This is a genomic window from Rubellimicrobium aerolatum (assembly GCF_017872975.1).
GTDB classification, from domain to species: Bacteria; Pseudomonadota; Alphaproteobacteria; order Rhodobacterales; family Rhodobacteraceae; genus Rubellimicrobium; species Rubellimicrobium aerolatum.
On the sequence record NZ_JAGGJP010000009.1, the window covers coordinates 1 to 19,424 of the forward strand.

Below are 19,424 nucleotides of genomic sequence, written 5' to 3' on the forward strand. Positions count from 1 at the left end.
CCGGCCCGAGGCCCCCCCAGCTCCACCTCCATCACCTCCAAGGGCAACCCCGCCCCCACCGCAACCGCCGCCCGCGCCCGCATGGACCCCCTCCCCATGACCTCAATTCGAGACGGGACTTCACCATTCCGCGAGCGGATTGGCAACCGTGCGCTGGCGGGAGGCCCGGACTCGGGCTAGGCTGGGGGCATGACCCTGATCCGCTTCGCCTTCCCGCTCCTCGCGCTTGCCGCCCTGCCGGCCTGCGTCGTTCCGATCCCGGTGCCGCCCGGCACGCCCTTCGCTTTCGAGGTCGTTCTCGACGAGGGCGACTCCTGTGGGGCGCGCAGCTTGCAGGACTACGTGGGCCAGGACGCGGACGTGGTGCGCGGCACGACGTTCCAGTCGCCCGTCCCCGTCCGCGTGGTGGGGCCCGGCGCGACTTCGGCCGACGGGGTGAACCCGCAGCGGGTGACCTTCGTCACGGACGCGGCGGACAAGGTCGTCACCGTCGGCTGCGGCTGAGGGCGGCTTGGCGGGGCCGCGCCCTGTGCTAGGATCACCGACCATGACCCATGCCCGACTCCTCGCCCCCGCCCTCGCCCTCATGTTCCTGTCCGCCTGCGACGCCGGGCCCGGATCGGAGGTCGCGCCGTCGCCGGACGGCACGATCTCGGCCGGCGAGGCCCTGGGCGAGATGCCGCTTCCCGTCCTGCCGCCGATGGCGGCCGACACCTGCGGGGGCGGGGCTCTCGCCGGCTACATCGGCATGGAGGCCGGGTCGGTCGATCCCGCCCGCTTCGAGGCGCCGGTGCGGGTGATCCGGGCGGGCTCGGGACCCTTGCGGAACCGCGACCCGCGCCGCATCAACTTCGAGGTCGGCAGCATGAACGAGATCATCCGCGTCCGCTGCGGCTGACGCCGACCGGGGTTGCGCCGTTCGGCCTTGATTTGGGACGGGCGCGACCCCAGACTCCTGCCCATGTCCGTCTTGCCGCCGATCCCCTTTCCGGGACCCGCCAACCCGGCCGCCCTGTCCCAGGTCGCCTTCCACCGCACCGAGCTGAGCCTGATCCTCGGCCTCTACGGTCGCAGGGTCGCGGCTGGCGAGTGGCGCGACTACGGCATCGCGCATCTTCGGGACGCGGCCGTCTTCTCCATCTTCCGCCGCACGGCCGAGACGCCGCTCTACCGCATCGAGAAGCGCCCGGCGCTGAGGCTGCGTCAGGGGCAATACGCGGTGATCGGCGCCGAGGGGCAGGTGCTCCGGCGCGGGCACGACCTGGGGCAGGTGCTCCGGGTGCTGGAGCCGAAGCCTCGGGTCGTGGACTAGGCTCGGGGCCGCCGCCGGGCGATCACCTCGCTGTCGCCCTGCGCGGCGATGCGGCGCATGGCGTGGTCGGTCCCCTCGTAGGCCACGGCCATGTGGTGCGCGTTGGCGTGGATCAGCGTGCCCTCGTCCACCGCCATCGCGACGTGGCCCTTCCAGAACAGCAGATCGCCCCGCCGCGGGGGCTCGCCCTCCGGCACCTCCGCGCCCACGGCCTGCTGGAGGTCGCTGTCGCCGCCGCAGGCGATCCCGCAGGCCAGCAGCGCCGCCTGCACCAGCCCCGAGCAGTCGATCCCCAGGACCGAGTTCCCGCCCCACAGGTAGGGAACCCCGAACAGGAGTTGCGCGACCGCCGCCGGGTCGGTGAAGGGGCGGTCCAGCGGGCGCAGGTGGGCTTTCGGGATGTAGCCCTCGGGCGTCTCCCAGAACCGCCGGCCCTCGGCCTCGACCGTCACCAGCGACCCGAAGGACAGGTGCCGCAGGTCCGGGCTCTTCATGTCGTCGTCGCGGTAGAGATGCGTGGCGGGCACGGCGACGCGGTGGGTGGGCGCGCGGGCGGGGGCGAGCGAGACGGCGGAGACGTAGCCGACGTAGCCGTCGCGCTGGGCCTCCACGAAGGCCACGCCGTTGCGGGTCTCGTAGACCGTCACCCCCTCGCCCCAGAGGAGCTGGCGGTCGCGCATCCCTCCGGGCGAGCCGTCGAGGTCGGCCACCGGGACGGCGACGCGGCGGGGCTCTCCGGCGACGTAGCGCTGGGCCGGCACGAGGCCGCGCAGGCGTTCCGCCGCAACGCGACCGTTGGCGGGGGTCAGGCGGGGGTCGGTCACAGGGGCAGCGCCTCGGGCAGGGCGGCGAGGAGGGCGCGGACGCCCTGCATCAGCCCGCCCTTGGTCCGGCCCGGCGCATTGGACTGCGACCACGCGAAGATGTCGAAGTGGCAGTAGCGCGTCGGCGCGAAGCGGCGCAGGAACAGCGCCGCCGTGATCGCCCCGGCCATGCCGCCCGAGGGCGCGTTGTCGAGGTCGGCGATGGCGGGCTCGATCAGCGCCTCGTAGGGCTCGTGGAAGGGGAGCCGCCAGACTGGATCGGCCCAGTCGCGACCGCCCTGAGCCAGGGCCTGCGCGAGGGCGTCGTCGTCGGTGAAGAAGGGCGCGAGGTCGGGGCCGACAGCGACGCGGGCCGCGCCGGTCAGGGTGGCGAAGGTGACGGTCAGGCCGGGCTCGCCCTCGGCGGCCAGCGCCAAGGCGTCGGCGAGGACGAGGCGGCCTTCCGCGTCGGTGTTGTTGATCTCGACGGTCAGGCCCTTGCGGGAGCGGAGCACGTCGCCGGGGCGGAAGGCGTCCGGGCCCACGGCATTCTCGACCGCCGGGATCAGGACGCGCAGGCGCAGCGGCAGGGCCAGCGCCATGATCGCCTGGGCCAGCGCGAGGACGTGGGCCGCGCCGCCCATGTCCTTCTTCATGGTCAGCATCGACGCCGACGGCTTGAGGTCGAGCCCGCCGGTGTCGAAGCAGACGCCCTTGCCGACGAGGGTGAGCTGCGGCCCGGCCTCGCCCCAGGCCATGTCGATCAGGCGGGGCGCGCGGTGGGGCATGGCGGCGCGGCCGACTGTGTGGATGAGCGGGAAGCCATCGCGCAGGGCCTCGCCCGTCATGACCTCGATCCGCGCGCCGAAGCGGGTGGCGAGGTCGCGGGCGGCCGCTTCCAGCTCGGCGGGGCCGAGGTCGTTGGCGGGGGTGTTGACGAGGTCGCGGGCGAGGGCCTCGGCCTGCGCGAGGATCTCCAGGCGGGGGGCGTCGATCCCTTCGGGCGCGACGAGGCGGGCGCGGGGGGCGGGCGCGTCCTTGTAGCGGCCGAAGCGGTAGCCGTCGAGGAGCCAGCCCAAGGCCAGCTCCCGCGCCTCGGCGGGATCGAGGGGGGCGTCGAGCCGCCAAGCGCCCTCGGGCAGGCGGGCGGCGGCCTGGGCCAAGGCGAAGCGGGTGCGGGCGCGGGTGGCAGGGGTGCCCCGGCCGAGGAGGGCGCGGGCGATGCCGTCCTCGCCGGGCAGCACCGCGACCTCGCCGGCGGCGGCCTTGAAGCCGAGCGCGCGGACCCAGGCCGCCTGGGCGGGCGGCAGCGCCGAAAGGGTCGCCTCGAGCGCGTCGGAGGCAACCGGGGTCAGGGGGAGCGCGGGGGCGTCGGCGGGGGCGAAGGAGGGGATCGGCATGGGCCTCGGGGGGCTGTGGGGGGACGGGGCGGGAGCCTAGCCGCGCGGGCGGGCGGGGCAAGGGGGTCCAGCGCGCCGTTGCGTCACGCCGGATTTGATCTCATATGAACGGGATGCCGCGACGCGGCGACAGGAGACCCATGATGACCGCACGGCCCCTGCCCGATTACCTCGTCCGCCGTTACCAAGGCTGGCGGGCGACCACCTACGCCGGCAATCGCCCCTGGTACCGGCGGCTGGCCGAGGAGGGGCAGCGCCCCCGCGCGATGATCGTCGCCTGCTGCGACAGCCGGGTGCACGTCGCCTCGATCTTCGGGGCCGATTCGGGCGAGTTCTTCATCCACCGCAACATCGCCAACCTGATCCCGCCCTTCGCGCCGGACGGGGACCACCATGGCACCTCGGCCGCCGTGGAATACGCGGTGAACGCGCTGCGGGTCGCCCATGTCATCGTCATGGGCCATTCGCAGTGCGGCGGCGTGAAGGGCTGCTACGACATGTGCGCGGGCCACGCGCCGGAACTGCTGGAGGCCACGAGCTTCGTCGGGCGCTGGATGGAGATCCTGCGGCCGGGCTTCGAGGCGCTGCCGCCGGGCGACGACGAGGCCCGAGTGCGGGCGCTGGAGAAGCTGTCGGTGAAGGTGTCGCTGGAGAACCTGCTGACATTCCCCTTCGTGAAGGCGGCGGTGGAGGACGAGCGACTGACGCTCCACGGGCTCTGGAACGACATCGGCGAGGGCACGCTGGAGGCCTGGGACGAGGCGCGGGACGAGTTCGTGGGGATCTGAAGGGGCTCTGCCCCTCGCCGCTGGCGCGGCTCACCCCGGGATGCTTGGAGCCAAAGAAGGGGGGTCTCGGACAGACTAAATCCCCGCGAAGCCTCCGGGTTCACTCCCGGGCTCGCGGGGACCAGGGGCGCGCGCGAGCGGGAGCACCGGCCGCCATTGGGCGGGCTGGGTCTCAGTGGCATCGAGGGAGAACGCCCGTGGGGCGCCTCGGCCTCCCTGGCCGGGTATCTGGCCGCTCCTGGCCCATCGCGTGTGTCTCGCGCCACCCCTGTCACGGGTGGCTCGCTCTTTGTCCCTCGTCTCTCCTTTCCGCCCCCCGCCGTCGGTGCCGGCCGGCCGCCCCTGCGGGAGGGCCGGGCCGTGCGGCGGGGGAGCCGCTGCGTGTGTGCGAGGGAGAGAATCGCACGGAAGCGTTAACCCGGAGTGTAAGCAACGAACGGTCGGGCGCGATCCGCGCAACACCCCGAGGGGCCGTGCCAAGCGCGCGAAGGTGAGTCGGAACGGGGCGACGCCCCAGCGCGGGAATGGATGCGGGACGGGCCGCCCGCTCCACCGGCGCGGCCGTGGCGGGCGGAGGCCCGCCCTGCAGGGGATGCACGGGGCCGCACCGGGCGCGCGCCGCGCCGCCGCGTGCCTTGGCCTTCTTTGGCTCCAAATATCCCGGGGGGAGCGAAGCGGGGGGCAGAGCCCCCCTCGGCGGTGGACGCGGGGGGCCGCGTCTCAGCCTTTCTCGTGGAAGTATCCATAGATCGCTTCGGCCAACTGGTCCGACACGCCGGGCACCGCCTTGAGGTCGAGAAGCGCCGCGCGGCTCACGGCCTTGGCGCTGCCGAAGTGCTGGAGCAGAGCGCGCTTGCGGCCGGGGCCGACGCCGGGGATCTCGTCCAGGGGGTTGGCGAGGAGGGACTTGGCGCGCTTGGCGCGGTGGGTGCCGATGGCGAAGCGGTGCGCCTCGTCCCGCAGGCGCTGGACGAAGTAGAGCACCGGGTCGTTGTGCGGCAGCGCCATGGGACGGCGGCCGACGCGCCAGAACTCCTCCTTGCCGAGGTCGCGGTCGATGCCCTTGGCGACGCCGATCATCGGGATGTCGTGGACGCCCATCTCGGCCATGACCTCGTGGACCGCCGAGACCTGCCCCTGCCCGCCGTCGATGAGGAGGAGGTCGGGCCAGGCGGGCGACTCGCGATCGGGGTCCTCCTTGAGGAGGCGGGTGAAGCGGCGGGTGAGGACCTCCTTCATCATGCCGAAGTCGTCGCCGGGCTTGGCCGTCTCGATGTTGAACTTGCGGTACTGGCCCTTCTCGAACCCGTCCGGGCCGGAGACGATGAAGGCGCCGATCGCGTTGGTGCCCATGATGTGGGAGTTGTCGTAGACCTCGATCCGGCGCGGGGGGGCGGGGAGCTCGAACTTCTCGGCCAGGCCATCGAGGAGCCTGCCTTGCGTGGCGCTCTCGCTCATGCGGCGGGCGAGGGATTCGCGGGCGTTCCGCAGCGCGCCCTCGACCAGCTCGGCCTTCTCGCCGCGCTGGGGCACGGCGATGTCGATGCGGCGGCGGGCCTTTTCCGACAGGGCGGCCATCAGCACCTCAGGGTCGTCCACGCCAGCCGATGCGAGGATCAGCGGCGGCGGGTCGCGGTCGGAATAGAACTGGCCCAGGAAGGCCTGCATGACCTCGGCCGGGTCGTCGTCTCCCGCAAGGCGCGGATAGAAGTCGTGGTTGCCCCAGTTCTGGTTGGCGCGGATGAAGAACACCTGCACGCAGGCCTGCCCGCCCTCCATGTGGAGCGCGACGATATCGGCCTCCGCCACCGTGCGGGGGTTGATGCCCTGCGCGGTCTGCACGGCGGTCAGGGCCTTGATGCGGTCGCGCAGCGCGGCGGCGCGCTCGAACTCCATGGCCTCGGCGGCGTCCTGCATCTGGCGGGCGAGCGTTTCCTGCACCTTGGTCGTCTTGCCGGACAGGAAGCGGGCGGCGTCGTGGACCGAGTCGGCGTAGTCGTCCTCGGAGATGAGGTTCACGCAAGGGGCGGAGCAGCGCTTGATCTGGTGGAGGAGGCAGGGCCGCGTGCGCGAGGAGAACACGGCGTCCGTGCAGGAGCGCAGCAGGAACGCCTTCTGGAGCTGGTTCAGCGTGCGGTTCACCGCGCCGGCGCTGGCGAAGGGGCCGAAGTAGTCGCCCTTGTCGGTGCGCGCGCCCCGGTGCTTGCGGACCTGGGGGTAGCGGTGGGCCGAGATGATGATGTTGGGGAACGACTTGTCGTCGCGCAGCAGCACGTTGTAGCGGGGCTTGAGCTGCTTGATGAGGTTCTGCTCCAGCAGCAGCGCCTCGGTTTCCGTGCGCGTCGTCAGGAACATCATCGACGCGGTTTCCCGGATCATCCGACTGATGCGCGCCGAGTGGCCCGAGGGGCGCGCGTAGTTCGACACCCGCGCCTTCAGGTTCTTGGCCTTGCCGACGTAGAGGACGCGGTTCTGCTCGTCGAGCATCCGGTAGACGCCGGGCGAGGCGTCGAGCTGGCGCAGGTAGGCCGCGATGCGCTCGGGACCGCGGAGCGCGCTTTCGGGGGATTCGGAAGGGAGGAGGTCGTCGGGCATGGGCGTCGGCCTGGGGGATCGGGAGGGGTATCTAGCGCGATGGATGGGGATGGAACAACGGGGGCTGTGGATAAGTCGGGGGACGGATCGCGGAAGGGTGAATCGGGGGGCTGGCCTCGCGGCGGCGCGGCGTGAAGGTCGGCCCGCAAGCTACGGAATTGATGTTGCTCGGGTTTTCCTGCGGCGGCGCGGCATCGACCCCTTGGGGCGAGTCCCCCACAGGCCCCGGTGGAGAATCTGTGGATAACTGGGGATAACCCCTATTCCACCCCCAGGACGTCCGGGGTCTTCCAGCCGAGGTGCTGGCCGCCATCCACGCAGAGGAGCTGGCCGGTGACCGCCTTGGCGTCGAGGAGGTAGGCCAAGGCCGCCGCGATGTCCTCGGGGTCGGAGCCGCGTTCGAGGACGGTGCTGGCGCGCTGGCGGGCGAAGTGGGCCTCGCTCTGGCGCGCGCCCCGGAGGGTGGGGCCGGGGCCGATGGCGTTGACGCGGACGCGGGGGGCGAGGGCCTGGGCCGCCGTCCGGGTGAGGGTCCAGAGGGCGGACTTGGCGAGGGTGTAGGTCATGAACTCGGGCGTCGGCTTGCGGACGCGCTGGTCGATCATGTTGACGACGAGGGCCTGGGCGACGGGCTCTCCGTTGAAGTCTCTGAGGGGGTCGGGGGCCTGGGCGGCGAGTGCCTGGGTCAGCAGGAAAGGGGCGCGGAGGTTGGAGCCGAAGTGGCGGTCCCAGCTTTCGCGCGTGGCGGTGGCGAGGTTGTCGTAGTCGAAGATCGAGGCGTTGTTGACGAGGGTGGTGATGGGGCTGCCCAGAGCGGCGGCGGCGCGGGGGAGGAGCGCGGCGGCCTGGGATTCGTCGAGGAGGTCGGCCTGAAGCGCCATGGCGCGGCGGCCCTTGGCCTCGATCTCGCGGACGACCTGTTCGGCGGCCTCGCGGGAGCCGTTGTAGTGGACGGCGACGTCGTGGCCCCGGTCGGCGAGGGTCAGGGCCATGGCGCGGCCGAGCCGGGCGGCGGCGCCGGTGACGAGGGCGATCCTGGGGGCGGTCACGTCTTCGCCCCGCAGGCGCAGCGGTCCTTGCCGATCCGGGGACGGCCGCAGGCGGGGCAGAAGCGGGCGGCCTTGCGGGGCTTGGGCTTGCGGAAGCGGCCCCAGATGGCGATGCCGACCATGAACAGGAGGAAGAGGATCGAGGCCTTGATGAGGATCACAGGCCGAACCGGGCGAAGGCCGCCCGCTCCTCCAGCGTGGCGGCCATGTCCTCGGCGACCTGGAGGCCGAAGCGGGACAGGAAGGGGCGGCGGGGGCCGTAGCGGCGGAAGCGGACCTTGTCGCCGAAGCGGGCGCGCAGGGTGGGGACCATGTGGCCGATTCCGTCGGCGAGCCCTTGGGTCACGGCGCGCTGGCCGATCCAGACCTCGCCGGTGAAGAGGTCGGGGTTGTCGGCGAGGCGCGGGCCGCGCCGGGCGCGGACATGGGCGATGAACACGTCGTGGAGCTGGGACAGCCAGCGGTTCAGGCGCTCGATGTCCTCGGGCTTCTCGGGGCGGAAGGGGTCGAGGAGGGACTTGGAGCGGCCGGCGGTGTGGACGCGGCGCTCCACCCCCAGGCGGGAGATGAGGTCCTGGAAGCCGAAGCCCGACGAGATGACGCCGATGGAGCCCAGCATGGAGCCGGGGTCGCAGAGGATCTCGTCGGCGGCGGTGGCGAGCCAGTAGCCGCCCGAGGCCGCCACGTCCTCGACGAAGGCCAGCACCGGAACCTTCTTCTCCTCGGCCAGCCGCCGGATGCGGGCGGCGATGAGCGAGGACTGCACCGCCGAGCCGCCGGGCGAGTTGACCTGGAGGGCGACGGCGACGGGCCTCGACTTGAACGCCGCCTCGATCGCCGGGGCGAGGGTGGCGTCGGTCAGCGACCGCGCGCCCATGCCGATGGGGCCCTGGAGGCGGAGGACCGACACCGTGGGGTGGCGCGGGCGGAGGCGGAGGAGGTCGGGGAGTTGCATGATCCGCAGGTAAGGCCGTGGGGGGCGTCCCGCAAGGCGCAAGGTGGGGTGGAGGCCCGGCCTGCGGGGCGGCCCCGTTCGGAGAAAGGGGCGCCCGGGCCACGGACCGGGGCGCCCGGCCCGGCGGTCGCTTGCGTATTTGGGGCCAAGTTGATGAGGCTGCCCTTCAACTTGGCCCAAATACGCATCTTGCGACCGTCCCACCCGCGTCGCGGCGTCCGGACCGCCCTAGCGCCGCAGCCGCCAGCCGGTGCGGAAGATCCACCAGACCACGGCGAGGCAGGCCGTCGTGAAGGCGGCGATGGCGAGGAGCGAGATCCCCACCGGCACGTCGGCCAGCCCGAAGAAGGACCAGCGGAAGCCGGAGATCAGGTAGACGACCGGGTTGAACAGCGCCACCGTCTGCCAGATCCCCGGCAGCATCGACACCGAGTAGAAGCTGCCCCCCAGGAACACCAGCGGCGTGACGATCAGGAGGGGGACGAGCTGGAGCTGCTCGAAGTTGCCGGCCCAGATGCCGATGATGAAGCCGAGGAGCGAGAAGCTGACGCAGGTCAGGACCAGGAAGGCCAGCATCGCGACGGGGTGCGCGATGGACAGGTCCACGAAGAACCACGAGGTCGCGAGGATGATGAGGCCGATGAGGAAGGACTTGGTGGCCGCCGCGCCGACGTAGCCCAGGACGGCTTCGAGGAAGCTGACGGGGGCGGACAGGACCTCGAAGATGGTGCCGACGAACTTGGGGAAGTAGATGCCGAACGAGGCGTTCGAGATGCCCTGGGTGATTACCGAGAGCATGATGAGGCCGGGGACGATGAAGGCCCCGTAGGAGACGCCCTCCACCTCCTCGATCCGGCCGCCGATGGCCGCTCCGAAGACCACGAAGTAGAGCGACGTGGACAGCACCGGCGCGACCAGCGACTGCGTGACCGTGCGGAAGAAGCGGCCCATCTCCTGGGCGTAGATGGCGCGGACGGCGCGGAGGTTCATGGCGCGGCCTCCCCTTCGGCGTCGTCGCCGTGGACCAGGCCCACGAAGATCTCTTCGAGCGACGACGCCTCGGTGTCGAGGTCGGCGACGGCGATCCCGCACTCGGCCAGCGCGGCGAGGAGGGTGGCGATGCCCGTCCGCTCGGCCTTGGTGTCGTAGCTGTAGGTGAGGCGGCGGCCGCCGTCGTCGAGCGCCAGGCCGAAGCGGGCAAGGTCGGCGGGGATCGCGACCAGCGGCTGCTGGAGCGCGACGTGCAGCACCTTGCGGCCCATGCGGCGCATGAGGCTGTCCTTGTCCTCCACGAGGAGGATGCGCCCGCGCGAGATGACCGCGACCCGGTCGGCGATGGCTTCGGCCTCCTCGATGTAGTGGGTGGTGAGGATGATGGTGACGCCCTCGCGGCGCAGTTCGTCCACGACGCGCCACATGTCGCGGCGCAGCTCCACGTCCACGCCGGCCGTGGGTTCGTCGAGGAAGAGGACGCGGGGCTCGTGGACCAGCGCCTTGGCGATGAGGACGCGGCGCTTCATGCCGCCCGAGAGCTGCATCGCCGTCGAGTCGCGCTTGTCCCAGAGCGAGAGCTGGCGGAGCACGCGCTCCACCGCCGCGTCGTCGCGGGGCTTGCCGAAGAGCCCGCGCGAGAAGGCGACGGTGCGGCGGACCTTCTCGAAGGATTCGAGGCTGATCTCCTGCGGGACAAGGCCGATGAGCTCGCGCGCCTGCCGCCAGTCGCGCTGCACGTCGTGGCCGGCGACGGTGGCGGTGCCGGAGGTGATGCGGGTGATGCCGCAGACGGCGGAGATGAGCGTGGTCTTGCCCGCGCCGTTGGGGCCGAGGAGGGCCAGGATCTCGCCCGGCTGGATGTCGAGCGACACGCCCTTGAGCGCCTCGAAGCCGTTGTCGTAGGTCTTGCGGAGGTCTCGGATCGACAGGATCGGCGCCATACGCCCCTCCCCCGGGCCGGTTGCCGGGACGTGGTAGCGCGGGCCGGGGGCCGGGGGAACCCCCCTCCCCGACGGCGGGACGACCTGGGGTTGATCCGGGGTTCGGGGGCCTCTCGCACGGGGCCTCGATCTTGCGCGGGCGCTAGCGTTAACCTTTGACGCCGGGGCCGGTCCTGCGGCAGGTTTCCGCCAGTGGCCCGGCCCGGAGAGGCGGAGGCGCAGGGGGACCATGCCAGCGATACGACCACGCATCGGCTATCTCGTGCCGTGTTTTCCCGGGCCGACGCATCCCGCCGTCCGGCGCGAGGTGGCGGCGCTGGAGGCGCAAGGGGTCGAGGTCGTGCTGCTGTCCGACCGCCCGCCGCCGCCCGCCCTGCGCGTCCATGGCTGGTGCGCCGAGGCGATGGCGCGGACGACCTATCTCGCACGCGGGCTCCACCGGGGCCTGGGCGCCCTGGCCGGCCTGCCCTGGGCCGAGCTGCGGGGCGCGGAGCGGGGCTTCGCGCGCGACCTGCTGGGGGCGCTGGGCCCGGCGCGGGCGCTGGTCGAGGCGGCGGCGCGGCTCGGGCTGCGGCACGTCCATGTGCAGTCCTCGGGACGGGTGGCGCTGGTCGCCGCGCTGGCCGAGCGGCTGGGCGGGCCGTCCTACAGCCTGGCGCTGCACGGGCCCTTGTCCGAGGACGGGCCGGGGCAGAACCTCAAGTGGCGCGCGGCGCGGTTCGCCACGGTGGCGTCGCGGCGGCTGCTGGCCGAGGTCAAGACCGTGCTGCGCGAGGACCGGCCGGCGCGGCTGGTGGTGCAGCCGCTGGGCGTGGACGCCGGGTGCTTCGGCCCCCTGCCCTACGCGCCCCCCGCCCCGGGCGAGCCGCTGCGCCTTCTCGCCTGCGGGCGACTGGAGGAGTCGCGGGGCCTGGCCGAGCTGCTGCTGGCGCTGCGCCGCCTTCTCGATCGCGGCGTGCCGGCGACGCTGCGGATCGCGGGGCCGGACGGCGCCGAGGGCCGGAACGCGCGGCCCGGGCTGGAGCGGCGGATGCGCGGGCTGCGGCTCGGGGAGCGGGCGGTGCTGACCGGGCCGCTGGGCGAGGAGCGGATGCGGGAGGAGATGCGGGCCGCCCATGCCTTCGTGCGCCCGAATCCCCGCGAGGGCCTGAGTGCGGCGTTGATGGAAGCGATGGCCTGCGGGCTGCCGGTGGTGGCCGCCGCGACGGGCGGCGTGCGCGAGCTGGTGACGCATGGGGTGGACGGGATCCTCGTGCCGCCGCGCGACCCGGGCGCGCTGGCCGGGGCGCTGGACGCGCTCGCGCGGTCGCCCGCGCGGGCACGGGCTCTGTCCGAGGCGGCGCGCGCCCGCGTGGAGGCCGGGTTCGACGCCGGCCGGGGAGCGGCGACGCTGATGCGGGAGCTGGGGCTGCGGCCCTGGGAGGAGGTGGAGCACGACCTGCCTCCGCTGCCGCTGGCGATGGGGACCGGGCTTTCGGGTTCCGCGGCCTTGCGCTAAGGGCCGAGGGATCAACGGAGCCCGCGCATGAGCCTCAACAGTTTCGGCCACCTGTTCCGCTTCACGACCTGGGGCGAGTCCCACGGGCCGGCGCTGGGGGTGGTGGTGGACGGCTGCCCGCCGGGGCTGCCGCTGACCGAGGCGCTGATCCAGCCGTGGCTGGACAAGCGGCGGCCGGGGCAGAACCGGAACACTACCCAGCGGCAGGAGCCGGACGCGGTGCGCATCCTGTCGGGGGTGTTCGAGGGGGTGACGACGGGGACGGCGATCAGCCTGCTGATCGAGAACACCGACCAGCGGTCGAAGGATTACGGCGACATCGCGCAGGCGTTCCGGCCGGGGCACGCCGATCTGACCTATCACCTGAAATACGGGGTGCGGGACCATCGCGGCGGCGGGCGGAGCAGCGCGCGCGAGACGGCGGCGCGGGTGGCGGCGGCGGGCGTGGCGCGGGCGGTGCTGGATGCGCTGGCCCCGCAGGTGCGGATCACCGGCTACATGGTGCAGATGGGCGAGAAGCGGATCGACCGGGCGCGGTTCGACCGGGAGGAGATCGGGCGGAACGACTTCTGGTGCCCGGACCCGGTGGCGGCGGCGGAATGGGCCGACTACCTCGACTGGCTGCGGAAGGACGACCACAACTCGGTCGGCGCGATGATCGAGGTGGTGGCCGAGAGCGTGCCGCCGGGGCTGGGGGCGCCGGTCTATGGCAAGCTCGATTCGGACCTCGCCAGCGCGATGATGTCGATCAACGCCGTCAAGGGCGTGGAGATCGGCGAGGGGATGGCCGCCGCCGCGCTGACGGGGCGCGACAACGCCGACGAGATCTTCCTGGAGGACGGGAGCCTGCGGTTCGGGTCGAACAAGGCGGGCGGCATCCTGGGGGGCATCTCGACGGGGCAGGCGATCACGGTGCGGTTCGCGGTCAAGCCCACGTCGTCGATCCTGTCGCCGCGCCGGTCGATCCGCACCGACGGCACGGCGGTCGAGGTCGTGACCAAGGGCCGCCACGACCCCTGCGTGGGCATCCGAGCCGTCCCGGTGGGCGAGGCGATGATGGCGCTGGTGCTGGCGGACCACCTGCTGCTGGACCGCGCGCAGACTGGCGGCGTCCGGGGGCGGATCGGCTGAGGCGTCAGACCCAGTAGAAGGGCAGGCCGTCCGGGACATAGGCCTGAGCCTCCCACCGGCGGTCGCCAGGTCCGTCGCCGGAAGACGGCGGCCCCGGGTGGAGCCGGGACCCGGCGAGGTCGGTGGCGTAGCCGCCGAGCGCGGCGTCGTAGCGGAGCGCCGCCCAGGGGATCGGATGAAGGTCCTGCCCCAGGCCCAGGAGCCCGCCAAAGGCCATGACGGCATGGGTGATCCGGCCGGACCGGCGGTCGACCAGGAGGTGGTCGATGGCGCCGAGCCGCTGTCCGCCGAGGTCGAAGACGGCCGCTCCCTCCACCCGGTCGGACGAGATCACGCGGCCTTGGAGCGGTTCGCGGTCGGCCATGGCGCTGCCCCCTTGCCCTCACGGCAAGGATGGAACGAGCGACGGGGCCGAACGTTCCCCGCGCCCCCGTCGATGGGCGCGGGGCCGCGCCGATCAGGCGTTGATGCTGTCCTTGAGCGCCTTGGCGATCGTGACCTTCACGACCTTGTCCGAGTCCTTCTTGATCTGCTCGCCCGTAGAGGGGTTGCGGACCATGCGCTCGGGCCGCTCGCGGCAGTAGATCTTGCCGACGCCGGGCAGCGTCACGGCGCCGCCCTCGGACACGGTGCGGGTGATGATGCCGGTCAGGGCGTCGAGCATCGCGCCCGCCGCCTTCTTGTCGCCTCCGGTCTCCTCGGCGAGGGCGGCGACGAGCTGCGCCTTGGTCATCTGGTTGGTGGCCATGTTGCTCTCCTGTTGTGCGCGCCCCTAGGGGCCGTCTGGGTTCATGCTGCACAACCATTATTCGCGCTTGTCCAGCATAAAGCGCGGTTTCTTGAGGAAAGCCGTCGATTCAGAGGAAAGCCGTCTCCGCGAAGCTACGCAACTTGCGGCTATGGATGCGTTCGAGCGGTTCCTCGCGCAGCCGCTCCATGGCGCGGACGCCGATCATCAGGTGGCGGGCGACCTGCGTGCGGTAGAAGTCCGAGGCCATGCCGGGGAGCTTCAGCTCGCCGTGCAGCGGCTTGTCGGACACGCAGAGGAGCGTCCCGTAGGGCACGCGGAAGCGGAAGCCGTTGGCGGCGATGGTGGCCGATTCCATGTCGAGCGCGACGGCCCGGGACTGGGACAGGCGGGCCACGGGGCCGGACTGGTCGCGCAGCTCCCAGTTGCGGTTGTCGATGGTGGCGACGGTGCCCGTCCGCATGATGCGCTTGAGCTCGTAGCCGTCAAGGCCCGTCACCTCCTCCACCGCCTTCTCCAGCGCGATCTGGATCTCGGCCAGGGCGGGGATCGGCACCCAGATGGGGAGGTCGTCGTCGAGGACGTGATCCTCGCGCAGGTAGGCGTGGGCGAGGACGAAGTCGCCGAGGCGCTGCGAGTTCCGCAGGCCCGCGCAGTGGCCGACCATCAGCCAGGCGTGGGGGCGCAGGACGGCGATGTGGTCGGTCGCCGTCTTGGCGTTCGACGGGCCGACGCCGATGTTGACGAGGGTGATCCCCTGCCCGTCCGCGCGCTTGAGGTGGTAGGTCGGCATCTGCGGCATCTTGCCGGGCGCGGGCAGGACCGCCTCGGCCTCGGTGATCACGTGGTTGCCGGGGCCGACGAAGGCGGTGTAGCCCGACCCCTCCTGCCCGAGCTGCTGGCGGGCGTAGGCCTCGAACTCCTCGACGTAGAACTGGTAGTTCGTGAACAGGACGTGGTTCTGGAAATGGTCGGGGTCGGTCGCCGTGTAGTGCGACAGCCGAGCGAGCGAGTAGTCCACCCGCTGCGCCGTGAAGGGCGCGAGCGGGATGGAGCCGTCGGCGTAGAGGAAGCCGTCGCCGTTCACGATGTCGTCGTTCATGGTGGCGAGGTCCGGCACGTCGAACACGTCGCGGAGCGGGAAGTCCATCGCGCCTTCCTGCGGGACGGACAGGCGCGCGTCGTTGGACACCGCGAAGTGGATGGGGATGGGGGTTCGCGACGGCCCCACCGTTACCGGCACGCCGTGGTTGCGGATCAGGAGGCCGACCTGCTGCTCCAGGTAGCTCTGGAACAGGTGGGGGCGGGTGATGGTGGTGGAATAGGTCCCCGGCCCCGTGACGTGCCCGAAGGACAGCCGCGAATCGGCGGCCGCGAAGCTGGAGGTGGAGAGCCGCACCTCGGGGTAGTAGGCGCGGACGCGGCGTTCCGGGCGGCCGTGGCGGAGCGTGGCGGCGAAGCGCTCGCTCAGGAAGGCGGTGGAGGCCTCGTAGATCGCGGTGAGCCGGGCCACGGCGGCACGGGCGTCGTCGAAGGTTTCGGGCGCGGGGAGCGCGGGGGTGTCGAAGGGGCCGAAATCCGGGTTCTGGGCGTTCATGTGTTCCCCTCGAAGAGGCTGACGACCTCGAAGCGCCGGACATCCACGAGGCCCTTGTCGGAGAGGCGAAGCTCGGGGATGACGACGAGCGCCAGAAGCGAATGCTGCATATAGGCGTTGTTCAGGCGGCAGCCGCATTCGGCCATCGCCTCGACGAGATGTTGCGCGCGGGCCGCGACCTCGCGCGCCGGGGCGTCGGACATGAGGCCGGCGATGGGGAGGGGGACGAGGGCCAGTTCGGCGCCGTCCTTCCAGAGGGTGACGCCGCCGCCGACCTCGGCCAGCCGGTTCGCGGCCTGGGCCATCATGGTCCGGTCGGTGCCGACGACGATCATGTGGTGGGAGTCGTGGGCGACGGTGGAGGCCATTGCCATGCCCGGCCCGTAGCCGAAGCCCGAGACGAAAGCGTTGGTGACGCCCCCCGTCGCGCGGTGGCGTTCGACGAGGGCGATATGGGCCACCTCGCCCTCGGGCTCCACGAAGCCGCCGCGCACGGGAAGGTCGGCGGAGAGGGCCTTGGTCGGGGCCTGGTTCTCCACGACGCCGATGACCTTGACGCGCACGCGGTCGCGGCTGTCGGGGGCGGGCACGGCGAAGTCGTCCGCCGTCAGCCGCTTGCCGAGCCGGACGGTTTGCCGGGCGTCGGCGGGCCAGTCGTAGTGCGGGCAGTCCACGAGGAGGCGGCCCCCTTCGGCCACCCTCACGCCGCGCGCATAGACGACCTCGATGGGGAGGTCGGTGAGCGAGGAGGTGAGGATCAGGTCGGCGCGGCGGCCGGGGGCAATGGAGCCCAGTTCCCGCTCCAGCCCGAAATGGGTGGCGGTGTTGATCGTCGCCAGTTGCAGGGCCACCAGCGGGTCGCACCCGCAGGCGATGGCGTGACGCACGACGCGGTCCATGTGGCCGTCGTTCACGAGCGTGCCGGAATGGCAGTCGTCGGTGCAAAGGATGAAGTTGCGGGGGTCGAGCCCCTTCTCGGTGATCGCGGTGATCTGGCTTTCCACGTCATACCACGCCGAGCCGAGCCGCAGCATCGACCGCATCCCCTGGCGGGAGCGGGCGATGGCGTCGGCCTCGGCGGTGCCCTCGTGGTCGTCGGCCGCGCCGCCCGCGACATAGGCGTGGAAGGGGATGCCCCGGTCGGGCGAGGCGTAGTGGCCGCCCACCGTCTTGCCGGCGCGTAGGGTGGCCGCCATCTCGGCCAGCATCTGCGGGTCGCCGGCGATGACGCCCGGATAGTTCATCATCTCGCCGAGGCCCACGATGCCGGGCCAGGCCATCGCCTCGGCCACGTCCTGGGCCGTGATCTCGAAGCCCGTCGTCTCCAAGCCCGGCGCGGAGGGGGCGCAGGAGGGCATCTGCGTGAAGATGCTGACGGGCTGGAGAGCCGCCTCGTCGTGCATCATGCGGACGCCCGCGAGGCCGAGGACGTTGGCGATCTCGTGCGGGTCGGCGAACATCGTGGTCGTGCCGTGGGGGATGACGGCGGCGGCGAACTCGGCGGGCGTCAGCATCCCCGATTCGATGTGCATGTGGCCGTCGCAGAGGCCGGGGATCAAGAAGCGGCCCCCGGCCTCCACGACCTCGGTCGCGGGTCCGATGCAATGCGAGGCGTCGGGGCCGACATATGCGAAGCGCCCGGCGGCGACGGCGACCTGCCAGCCGGGGAGGACCTCGCGGCTCTGGACGTTGACGAGGGTGCCGCCGCGAATCACGAGGTCGGCCGGTTCGCGGCCCGCGGCCACGGCGACGAGACGGGGGGCGCAGTCGGCCCAGGGCTGGAGGTCGGACATGGCCCATTTGGACGCGGGGGCCGCGCCTTCGCAAGCCCCGGGGGCGGTCGTTCCGTGCCGTGTTCCGTTCATCGCCGCCTCCCTTGTCCTGTGCGCCTGCGAGAGGTGTAGCACCCCATCCGTTACCATCGCGTGTCAGCAACGAACGGTCAGCACCCGATTCGCGCAACACCCCCAAGGCTCTCCCGGAACCTCGCGCCGGGGTTGCAATCGGCGGGGACGCGGGAACGCGGGCGCGGCGCGGCCCGTTCCATCGGGGACCGCCCCCGGAGACACGACGAGCCCGATGCCCGACCTCGACCGCTTCCTGACCGCGCAGGAGAACACCCACCCCGCCGCCATGGCCGAGCTGCGGCGCGGCCGGAAGCGGAGCCATTGGATGTGGTGGACCTTCCCGCAGCTCGCGAGCCTGGGCCGGTCGCCCACCGCCAAGGCCTATGGTCTGCGGGACCTGGAGGAGGCGCGGGCCTACCTCGCCCATCCGGTGCTGGGCGCGCGGCTGGTGGACGCGGCGCGGCTGATGCTGGCGCATCGGGGCACGCCGGCCGACGCGGTGCTGGGCGGCATCGACGCGATCAAGCTGCGGAGTTGCGCCACGCTCTTCGCCGCCGTGCCGGGCGCGCCGCCCGAGTTCCGCGACCTCCTCGACGCCTTCCACGACGGCGAGCCCGACCCGCTGACCACCGCCGAGCTGGCGCGCGGCTGATCCTGGCCCGGCCACCGAGCCGGGCCTCTGCCTGCCCTGTCAACTTGGCCCCAAATACGCATCCGCACCTTCAGCCCGCGCGCCCTTGCAGGTCCAGGTCCCCTGCCCCATCCTCTGCGCCATGCCCACGCTCCTGTCCTTCGGCCACGGCTATTCGGCCCGCGCGCTGGCGCGGCTCCTGATCCCGCGCGGCTGGCGGGTGATCGGCACAGTCCGGGGAGAGGACCGCCGGGCCGGGATCGCCGCCGAGGGGGTGGAGGGCGTGGTCTGGCCGGGCGCGGACATGGGGCCGCTGCTGGACGAGGCCACGCATCTGCTGACCTCGGTGGCCCCGGACGAGGGCGGCGACCCGGTGCTGCGCGCCTGGGGGGGGGAGATCGCGGCGCGGGCCGGGCGGCTCGACTGGGCGGGGTATCTCTCCACCACCGGGGTCTATGGCGACCACGCGGGCGGCTGGGTGGACGAGGACAGCCCGCTGGCCCCCGCCACCCGGCGCGGGCGGCTGCGGGTCGAGGCCGAGGCGGCGTGGCGGGCGATCCCCGGCCTGCCGCTGCACGTGTTCCGGCTGGCGGGCATCTACGGGCCGGGGCGCGGGCCGTTCGAGAAGGTGCGGCAGGGCACGGCGCGGCGGATCGTCAAGCCGGGGCAGATGTTCTCGCGCATCCACGTCGAGGACATCGCGCGGGTGCTGCTGGCCTCCATCGAGCGGCCGAATCCGGGCGCGGCCTACAACGTCTGCGACGACGACCCCGCGCCGCCCGAGGACGTGATCGCCCATGCGGCGGTGCTGCTGGGCCGACCGGTGCCGGAGGCCGAGGACTTCGCCACCGCCGAGATGACGCCCATGGCGCGGAGCTTCTACGCCGAGAGCAAGCGCGTGCGGAACGACCGCATCAAGCGCGAGCTGGGCGTACGGCTGCTGTATCCCGATTACCAGACCGGGCTGGCCGCGCTGCTGGCAGCGGGGGAGTGACATTCCCGCATCCCGTTCTCACGGCGTCGTGAGACTTTTCGCGATCGGGGGGTTGAAGCCTGCCGCGCCCTGTCCATATTCGACCCTGCGGACCGGGCCCCTCTGACGACCTCGCGTCGTGATGTCGGACCGCATCGAGCGC

20 protein-coding genes are annotated in these 19,424 nt (G+C 72.4%); 8 read left to right on the forward strand and 12 right to left on the reverse strand.

Annotation, left to right across the window (positions count from 1 at the left end; translation table 11 throughout):
- The first annotated feature begins 189 nt into the window (after nucleotides 1-189).
- From J2Z33_RS11015 to J2Z33_RS11025, 3 genes are all read left to right on the forward strand, one after another.
- Entirely contained in the window at nucleotides 190-504 is a 315-nt protein-coding gene (locus J2Z33_RS11015) for an I78 family peptidase inhibitor (RefSeq protein ID WP_209840792.1), read from the forward strand.
- Between the two features lie 43 nt (nucleotides 505-547).
- On the forward strand, nucleotides 548-898 hold the full coding sequence (locus J2Z33_RS11020) for a hypothetical protein (RefSeq protein WP_209840794.1): 351 nt from the start codon (nucleotides 548-550) through the stop codon (nucleotides 896-898).
- 63 nt (nucleotides 899-961) lie between these two features.
- Nucleotides 962-1,312: a DUF2794 domain-containing protein gene (locus J2Z33_RS11025; RefSeq protein WP_209840796.1), complete on the forward strand. Its 351-nt coding sequence runs from the start codon at nucleotides 962-964 to the stop codon at nucleotides 1,310-1,312.
- On the opposite strand, the gene J2Z33_RS11030 is transcribed toward J2Z33_RS11025, so the two are convergent.
- The gene (locus J2Z33_RS11030) at nucleotides 1,309-2,136 is read right to left on the reverse strand and encodes a C40 family peptidase (protein WP_209840798.1); all 828 of its coding nucleotides are present in this window, start codon (nucleotides 2,134-2,136) and stop codon (nucleotides 1,309-1,311) included. The genes J2Z33_RS11025 and J2Z33_RS11030 overlap by 4 nt on opposite strands.
- Nucleotides 2,133-3,515, reverse strand: a complete 1,383-nt coding sequence (locus tag J2Z33_RS11035) for a leucyl aminopeptidase family protein (protein WP_209840800.1) — start codon at nucleotides 3,513-3,515, stop codon at nucleotides 2,133-2,135. The genes J2Z33_RS11030 and J2Z33_RS11035 overlap by 4 nt, the downstream gene beginning before the upstream one ends.
- 140 nt (nucleotides 3,516-3,655) lie before the next feature.
- On the opposite strand from J2Z33_RS11035, the gene J2Z33_RS11040 reads away from it, so the two are divergent.
- Entirely contained in the window at nucleotides 3,656-4,303 is a 648-nt protein-coding gene (locus J2Z33_RS11040; protein WP_209840802.1) for a carbonic anhydrase, read from the forward strand.
- A 720-nt stretch (nucleotides 4,304-5,023) separates the two neighbouring features.
- On the opposite strand, the gene uvrC is transcribed toward J2Z33_RS11040, so the two are convergent.
- The 6 genes from uvrC to J2Z33_RS11070 form a co-directional block, all read right to left on the reverse strand.
- Nucleotides 5,024-6,898: an excinuclease ABC subunit UvrC gene (gene uvrC, locus J2Z33_RS11045; protein ID WP_209840804.1), complete on the reverse strand. Its 1,875-nt coding sequence runs from the start codon at nucleotides 6,896-6,898 to the stop codon at nucleotides 5,024-5,026.
- A gap of 260 nt (nucleotides 6,899-7,158) precedes the next feature.
- Nucleotides 7,159-7,947 carry an SDR family oxidoreductase gene (locus tag J2Z33_RS11050; RefSeq protein WP_209840806.1) on the reverse strand — a complete coding sequence of 263 codons (789 nt, stop codon included), beginning with the start codon at nucleotides 7,945-7,947 and terminating at the stop codon, nucleotides 7,159-7,161.
- The gene (locus J2Z33_RS11055; protein WP_209841207.1) at nucleotides 7,944-8,108 is read right to left on the reverse strand and encodes a hypothetical protein; all 165 of its coding nucleotides are present in this window, start codon (nucleotides 8,106-8,108) and stop codon (nucleotides 7,944-7,946) included. Before J2Z33_RS11055 ends, J2Z33_RS11050 begins: the two co-directional genes overlap by 4 nt.
- Nucleotides 8,105-8,902, reverse strand: coding sequence for a S49 family peptidase (locus tag J2Z33_RS11060; protein ID WP_209840807.1), 798 nt, complete (start codon nucleotides 8,900-8,902; stop codon nucleotides 8,105-8,107). Before J2Z33_RS11060 ends, J2Z33_RS11055 begins: the two co-directional genes overlap by 4 nt.
- Nucleotides 8,903-9,130: 228 nt before the next feature.
- Nucleotides 9,131-9,892: an ABC transporter permease gene (locus J2Z33_RS11065; RefSeq protein WP_209840809.1), complete on the reverse strand. Its 762-nt coding sequence runs from the start codon at nucleotides 9,890-9,892 to the stop codon at nucleotides 9,131-9,133.
- Nucleotides 9,889-10,836: an ABC transporter ATP-binding protein gene (locus J2Z33_RS11070; RefSeq protein WP_209840811.1), complete on the reverse strand. Its 948-nt coding sequence runs from the start codon at nucleotides 10,834-10,836 to the stop codon at nucleotides 9,889-9,891. Before J2Z33_RS11070 ends, J2Z33_RS11065 begins: the two co-directional genes overlap by 4 nt.
- A 229-nt stretch (nucleotides 10,837-11,065) precedes the next feature.
- Here J2Z33_RS11070 and epsE point away from each other — a divergent pair, with 229 nt between their 5' ends.
- Together epsE and aroC are read left to right on the forward strand one after the other, a co-directional pair.
- Nucleotides 11,066-12,334, forward strand: coding sequence for an exopolysaccharide biosynthesis GT4 family glycosyltransferase EpsE (gene epsE, locus J2Z33_RS11075; RefSeq protein ID WP_209840812.1), 1,269 nt, complete (start codon nucleotides 11,066-11,068; stop codon nucleotides 12,332-12,334).
- 27 nt (nucleotides 12,335-12,361) lie between these two features.
- Nucleotides 12,362-13,465, forward strand: coding sequence for a chorismate synthase (aroC, locus tag J2Z33_RS11080; protein ID WP_209840814.1), 1,104 nt, complete (start codon nucleotides 12,362-12,364; stop codon nucleotides 13,463-13,465).
- A gap of 4 nt (nucleotides 13,466-13,469) precedes the next feature.
- Here aroC and J2Z33_RS11085 read toward each other — a convergent pair whose 3' ends face one another.
- The 4 genes from J2Z33_RS11085 to J2Z33_RS11100 form a co-directional block, all read right to left on the reverse strand.
- The gene (locus J2Z33_RS11085) at nucleotides 13,470-13,829 is read right to left on the reverse strand and encodes a PRC-barrel domain-containing protein (protein WP_209840816.1); all 360 of its coding nucleotides are present in this window, start codon (nucleotides 13,827-13,829) and stop codon (nucleotides 13,470-13,472) included.
- Between the two features lie 93 nt (nucleotides 13,830-13,922).
- The gene (locus tag J2Z33_RS11090) at nucleotides 13,923-14,213 is read right to left on the reverse strand and encodes an HU family DNA-binding protein (RefSeq protein ID WP_209840818.1); all 291 of its coding nucleotides are present in this window, start codon (nucleotides 14,211-14,213) and stop codon (nucleotides 13,923-13,925) included.
- 109 nt (nucleotides 14,214-14,322) lie between these two features.
- Complete coding sequence (locus J2Z33_RS11095; protein WP_209840820.1) at nucleotides 14,323-15,810, reverse strand: AMP nucleosidase; 1,488 nt, start codon at nucleotides 15,808-15,810, stop codon at nucleotides 14,323-14,325.
- Nucleotides 15,807-17,603 carry an adenine deaminase gene (locus tag J2Z33_RS11100; protein WP_209840822.1) on the reverse strand — a complete coding sequence of 599 codons (1,797 nt, stop codon included), beginning with the start codon at nucleotides 17,601-17,603 and terminating at the stop codon, nucleotides 15,807-15,809. Before J2Z33_RS11100 ends, J2Z33_RS11095 begins: the two co-directional genes overlap by 4 nt.
- 286 nt (nucleotides 17,604-17,889) lie before the next feature.
- Here J2Z33_RS11100 and J2Z33_RS11105 point away from each other — a divergent pair, with 286 nt between their 5' ends.
- Both J2Z33_RS11105 and J2Z33_RS11110 read left to right on the forward strand, forming a co-directional pair.
- A complete protein-coding gene (locus J2Z33_RS11105) occupies nucleotides 17,890-18,309 on the forward strand; it encodes a DUF1810 domain-containing protein (protein WP_209840824.1) in 420 nt (139 codons plus the stop codon).
- A 121-nt stretch (nucleotides 18,310-18,430) separates the two neighbouring features.
- Entirely contained in the window at nucleotides 18,431-19,282 is an 852-nt protein-coding gene (locus J2Z33_RS11110) for an SDR family oxidoreductase (RefSeq protein ID WP_209841173.1), read from the forward strand.
- Nucleotides 19,283-19,424 lie beyond the last annotated feature (142 nt).

What these genes read in the sequence shown, in the direction of transcription:
- J2Z33_RS11015 (WP_209840792.1), top strand. Translation starts at nt 190, where the DNA reads ATGACCCTGATCCGCTTCGCCTTCCCGCTCCTCGCGCTTGCCGCCCTG.
- J2Z33_RS11020 (WP_209840794.1), top strand. Translation starts at nt 548, where the DNA reads ATGACCCATGCCCGACTCCTCGCCCCCGCCCTCGCCCTCATGTTCCTG.
- J2Z33_RS11025 (WP_209840796.1), top strand. Translation starts at nt 962, where the DNA reads ATGTCCGTCTTGCCGCCGATCCCCTTTCCGGGACCCGCCAACCCGGCC.
- J2Z33_RS11035 (WP_209840800.1), bottom strand. Translation starts at nt 3,515, where the DNA reads ATGCCGATCCCCTCCTTCGCCCCCGCCGACGCCCCCGCGCTCCCCCTG.
- J2Z33_RS11040 (WP_209840802.1), top strand. Translation starts at nt 3,656, where the DNA reads ATGATGACCGCACGGCCCCTGCCCGATTACCTCGTCCGCCGTTACCAA.
- uvrC (WP_209840804.1), bottom strand. Translation starts at nt 6,898, where the DNA reads ATGCCCGACGACCTCCTCCCTTCCGAATCCCCCGAAAGCGCGCTCCGC.
- J2Z33_RS11060 (WP_209840807.1), bottom strand. Translation starts at nt 8,902, where the DNA reads ATGCAACTCCCCGACCTCCTCCGCCTCCGCCCGCGCCACCCCACGGTG.
- J2Z33_RS11065 (WP_209840809.1), bottom strand. Translation starts at nt 9,892, where the DNA reads ATGAACCTCCGCGCCGTCCGCGCCATCTACGCCCAGGAGATGGGCCGC.
- J2Z33_RS11070 (WP_209840811.1), bottom strand. Translation starts at nt 10,836, where the DNA reads ATGGCGCCGATCCTGTCGATCCGAGACCTCCGCAAGACCTACGACAAC.
- epsE (WP_209840812.1), top strand. Translation starts at nt 11,066, where the DNA reads ATGCCAGCGATACGACCACGCATCGGCTATCTCGTGCCGTGTTTTCCC.
- aroC (WP_209840814.1), top strand. Translation starts at nt 12,362, where the DNA reads ATGAGCCTCAACAGTTTCGGCCACCTGTTCCGCTTCACGACCTGGGGC.
- J2Z33_RS11085 (WP_209840816.1), bottom strand. Translation starts at nt 13,829, where the DNA reads ATGGCCGACCGCGAACCGCTCCAAGGCCGCGTGATCTCGTCCGACCGG.
- J2Z33_RS11090 (WP_209840818.1), bottom strand. Translation starts at nt 14,213, where the DNA reads ATGGCCACCAACCAGATGACCAAGGCGCAGCTCGTCGCCGCCCTCGCC.
- J2Z33_RS11095 (WP_209840820.1), bottom strand. Translation starts at nt 15,810, where the DNA reads ATGAACGCCCAGAACCCGGATTTCGGCCCCTTCGACACCCCCGCGCTC.
- J2Z33_RS11100 (WP_209840822.1), bottom strand. Translation starts at nt 17,603, where the DNA reads ATGTCCGACCTCCAGCCCTGGGCCGACTGCGCCCCCCGTCTCGTCGCC.
- J2Z33_RS11105 (WP_209840824.1), top strand. Translation starts at nt 17,890, where the DNA reads ATGCCCGACCTCGACCGCTTCCTGACCGCGCAGGAGAACACCCACCCC.
- J2Z33_RS11110 (WP_209841173.1), top strand. Translation starts at nt 18,431, where the DNA reads ATGCCCACGCTCCTGTCCTTCGGCCACGGCTATTCGGCCCGCGCGCTG.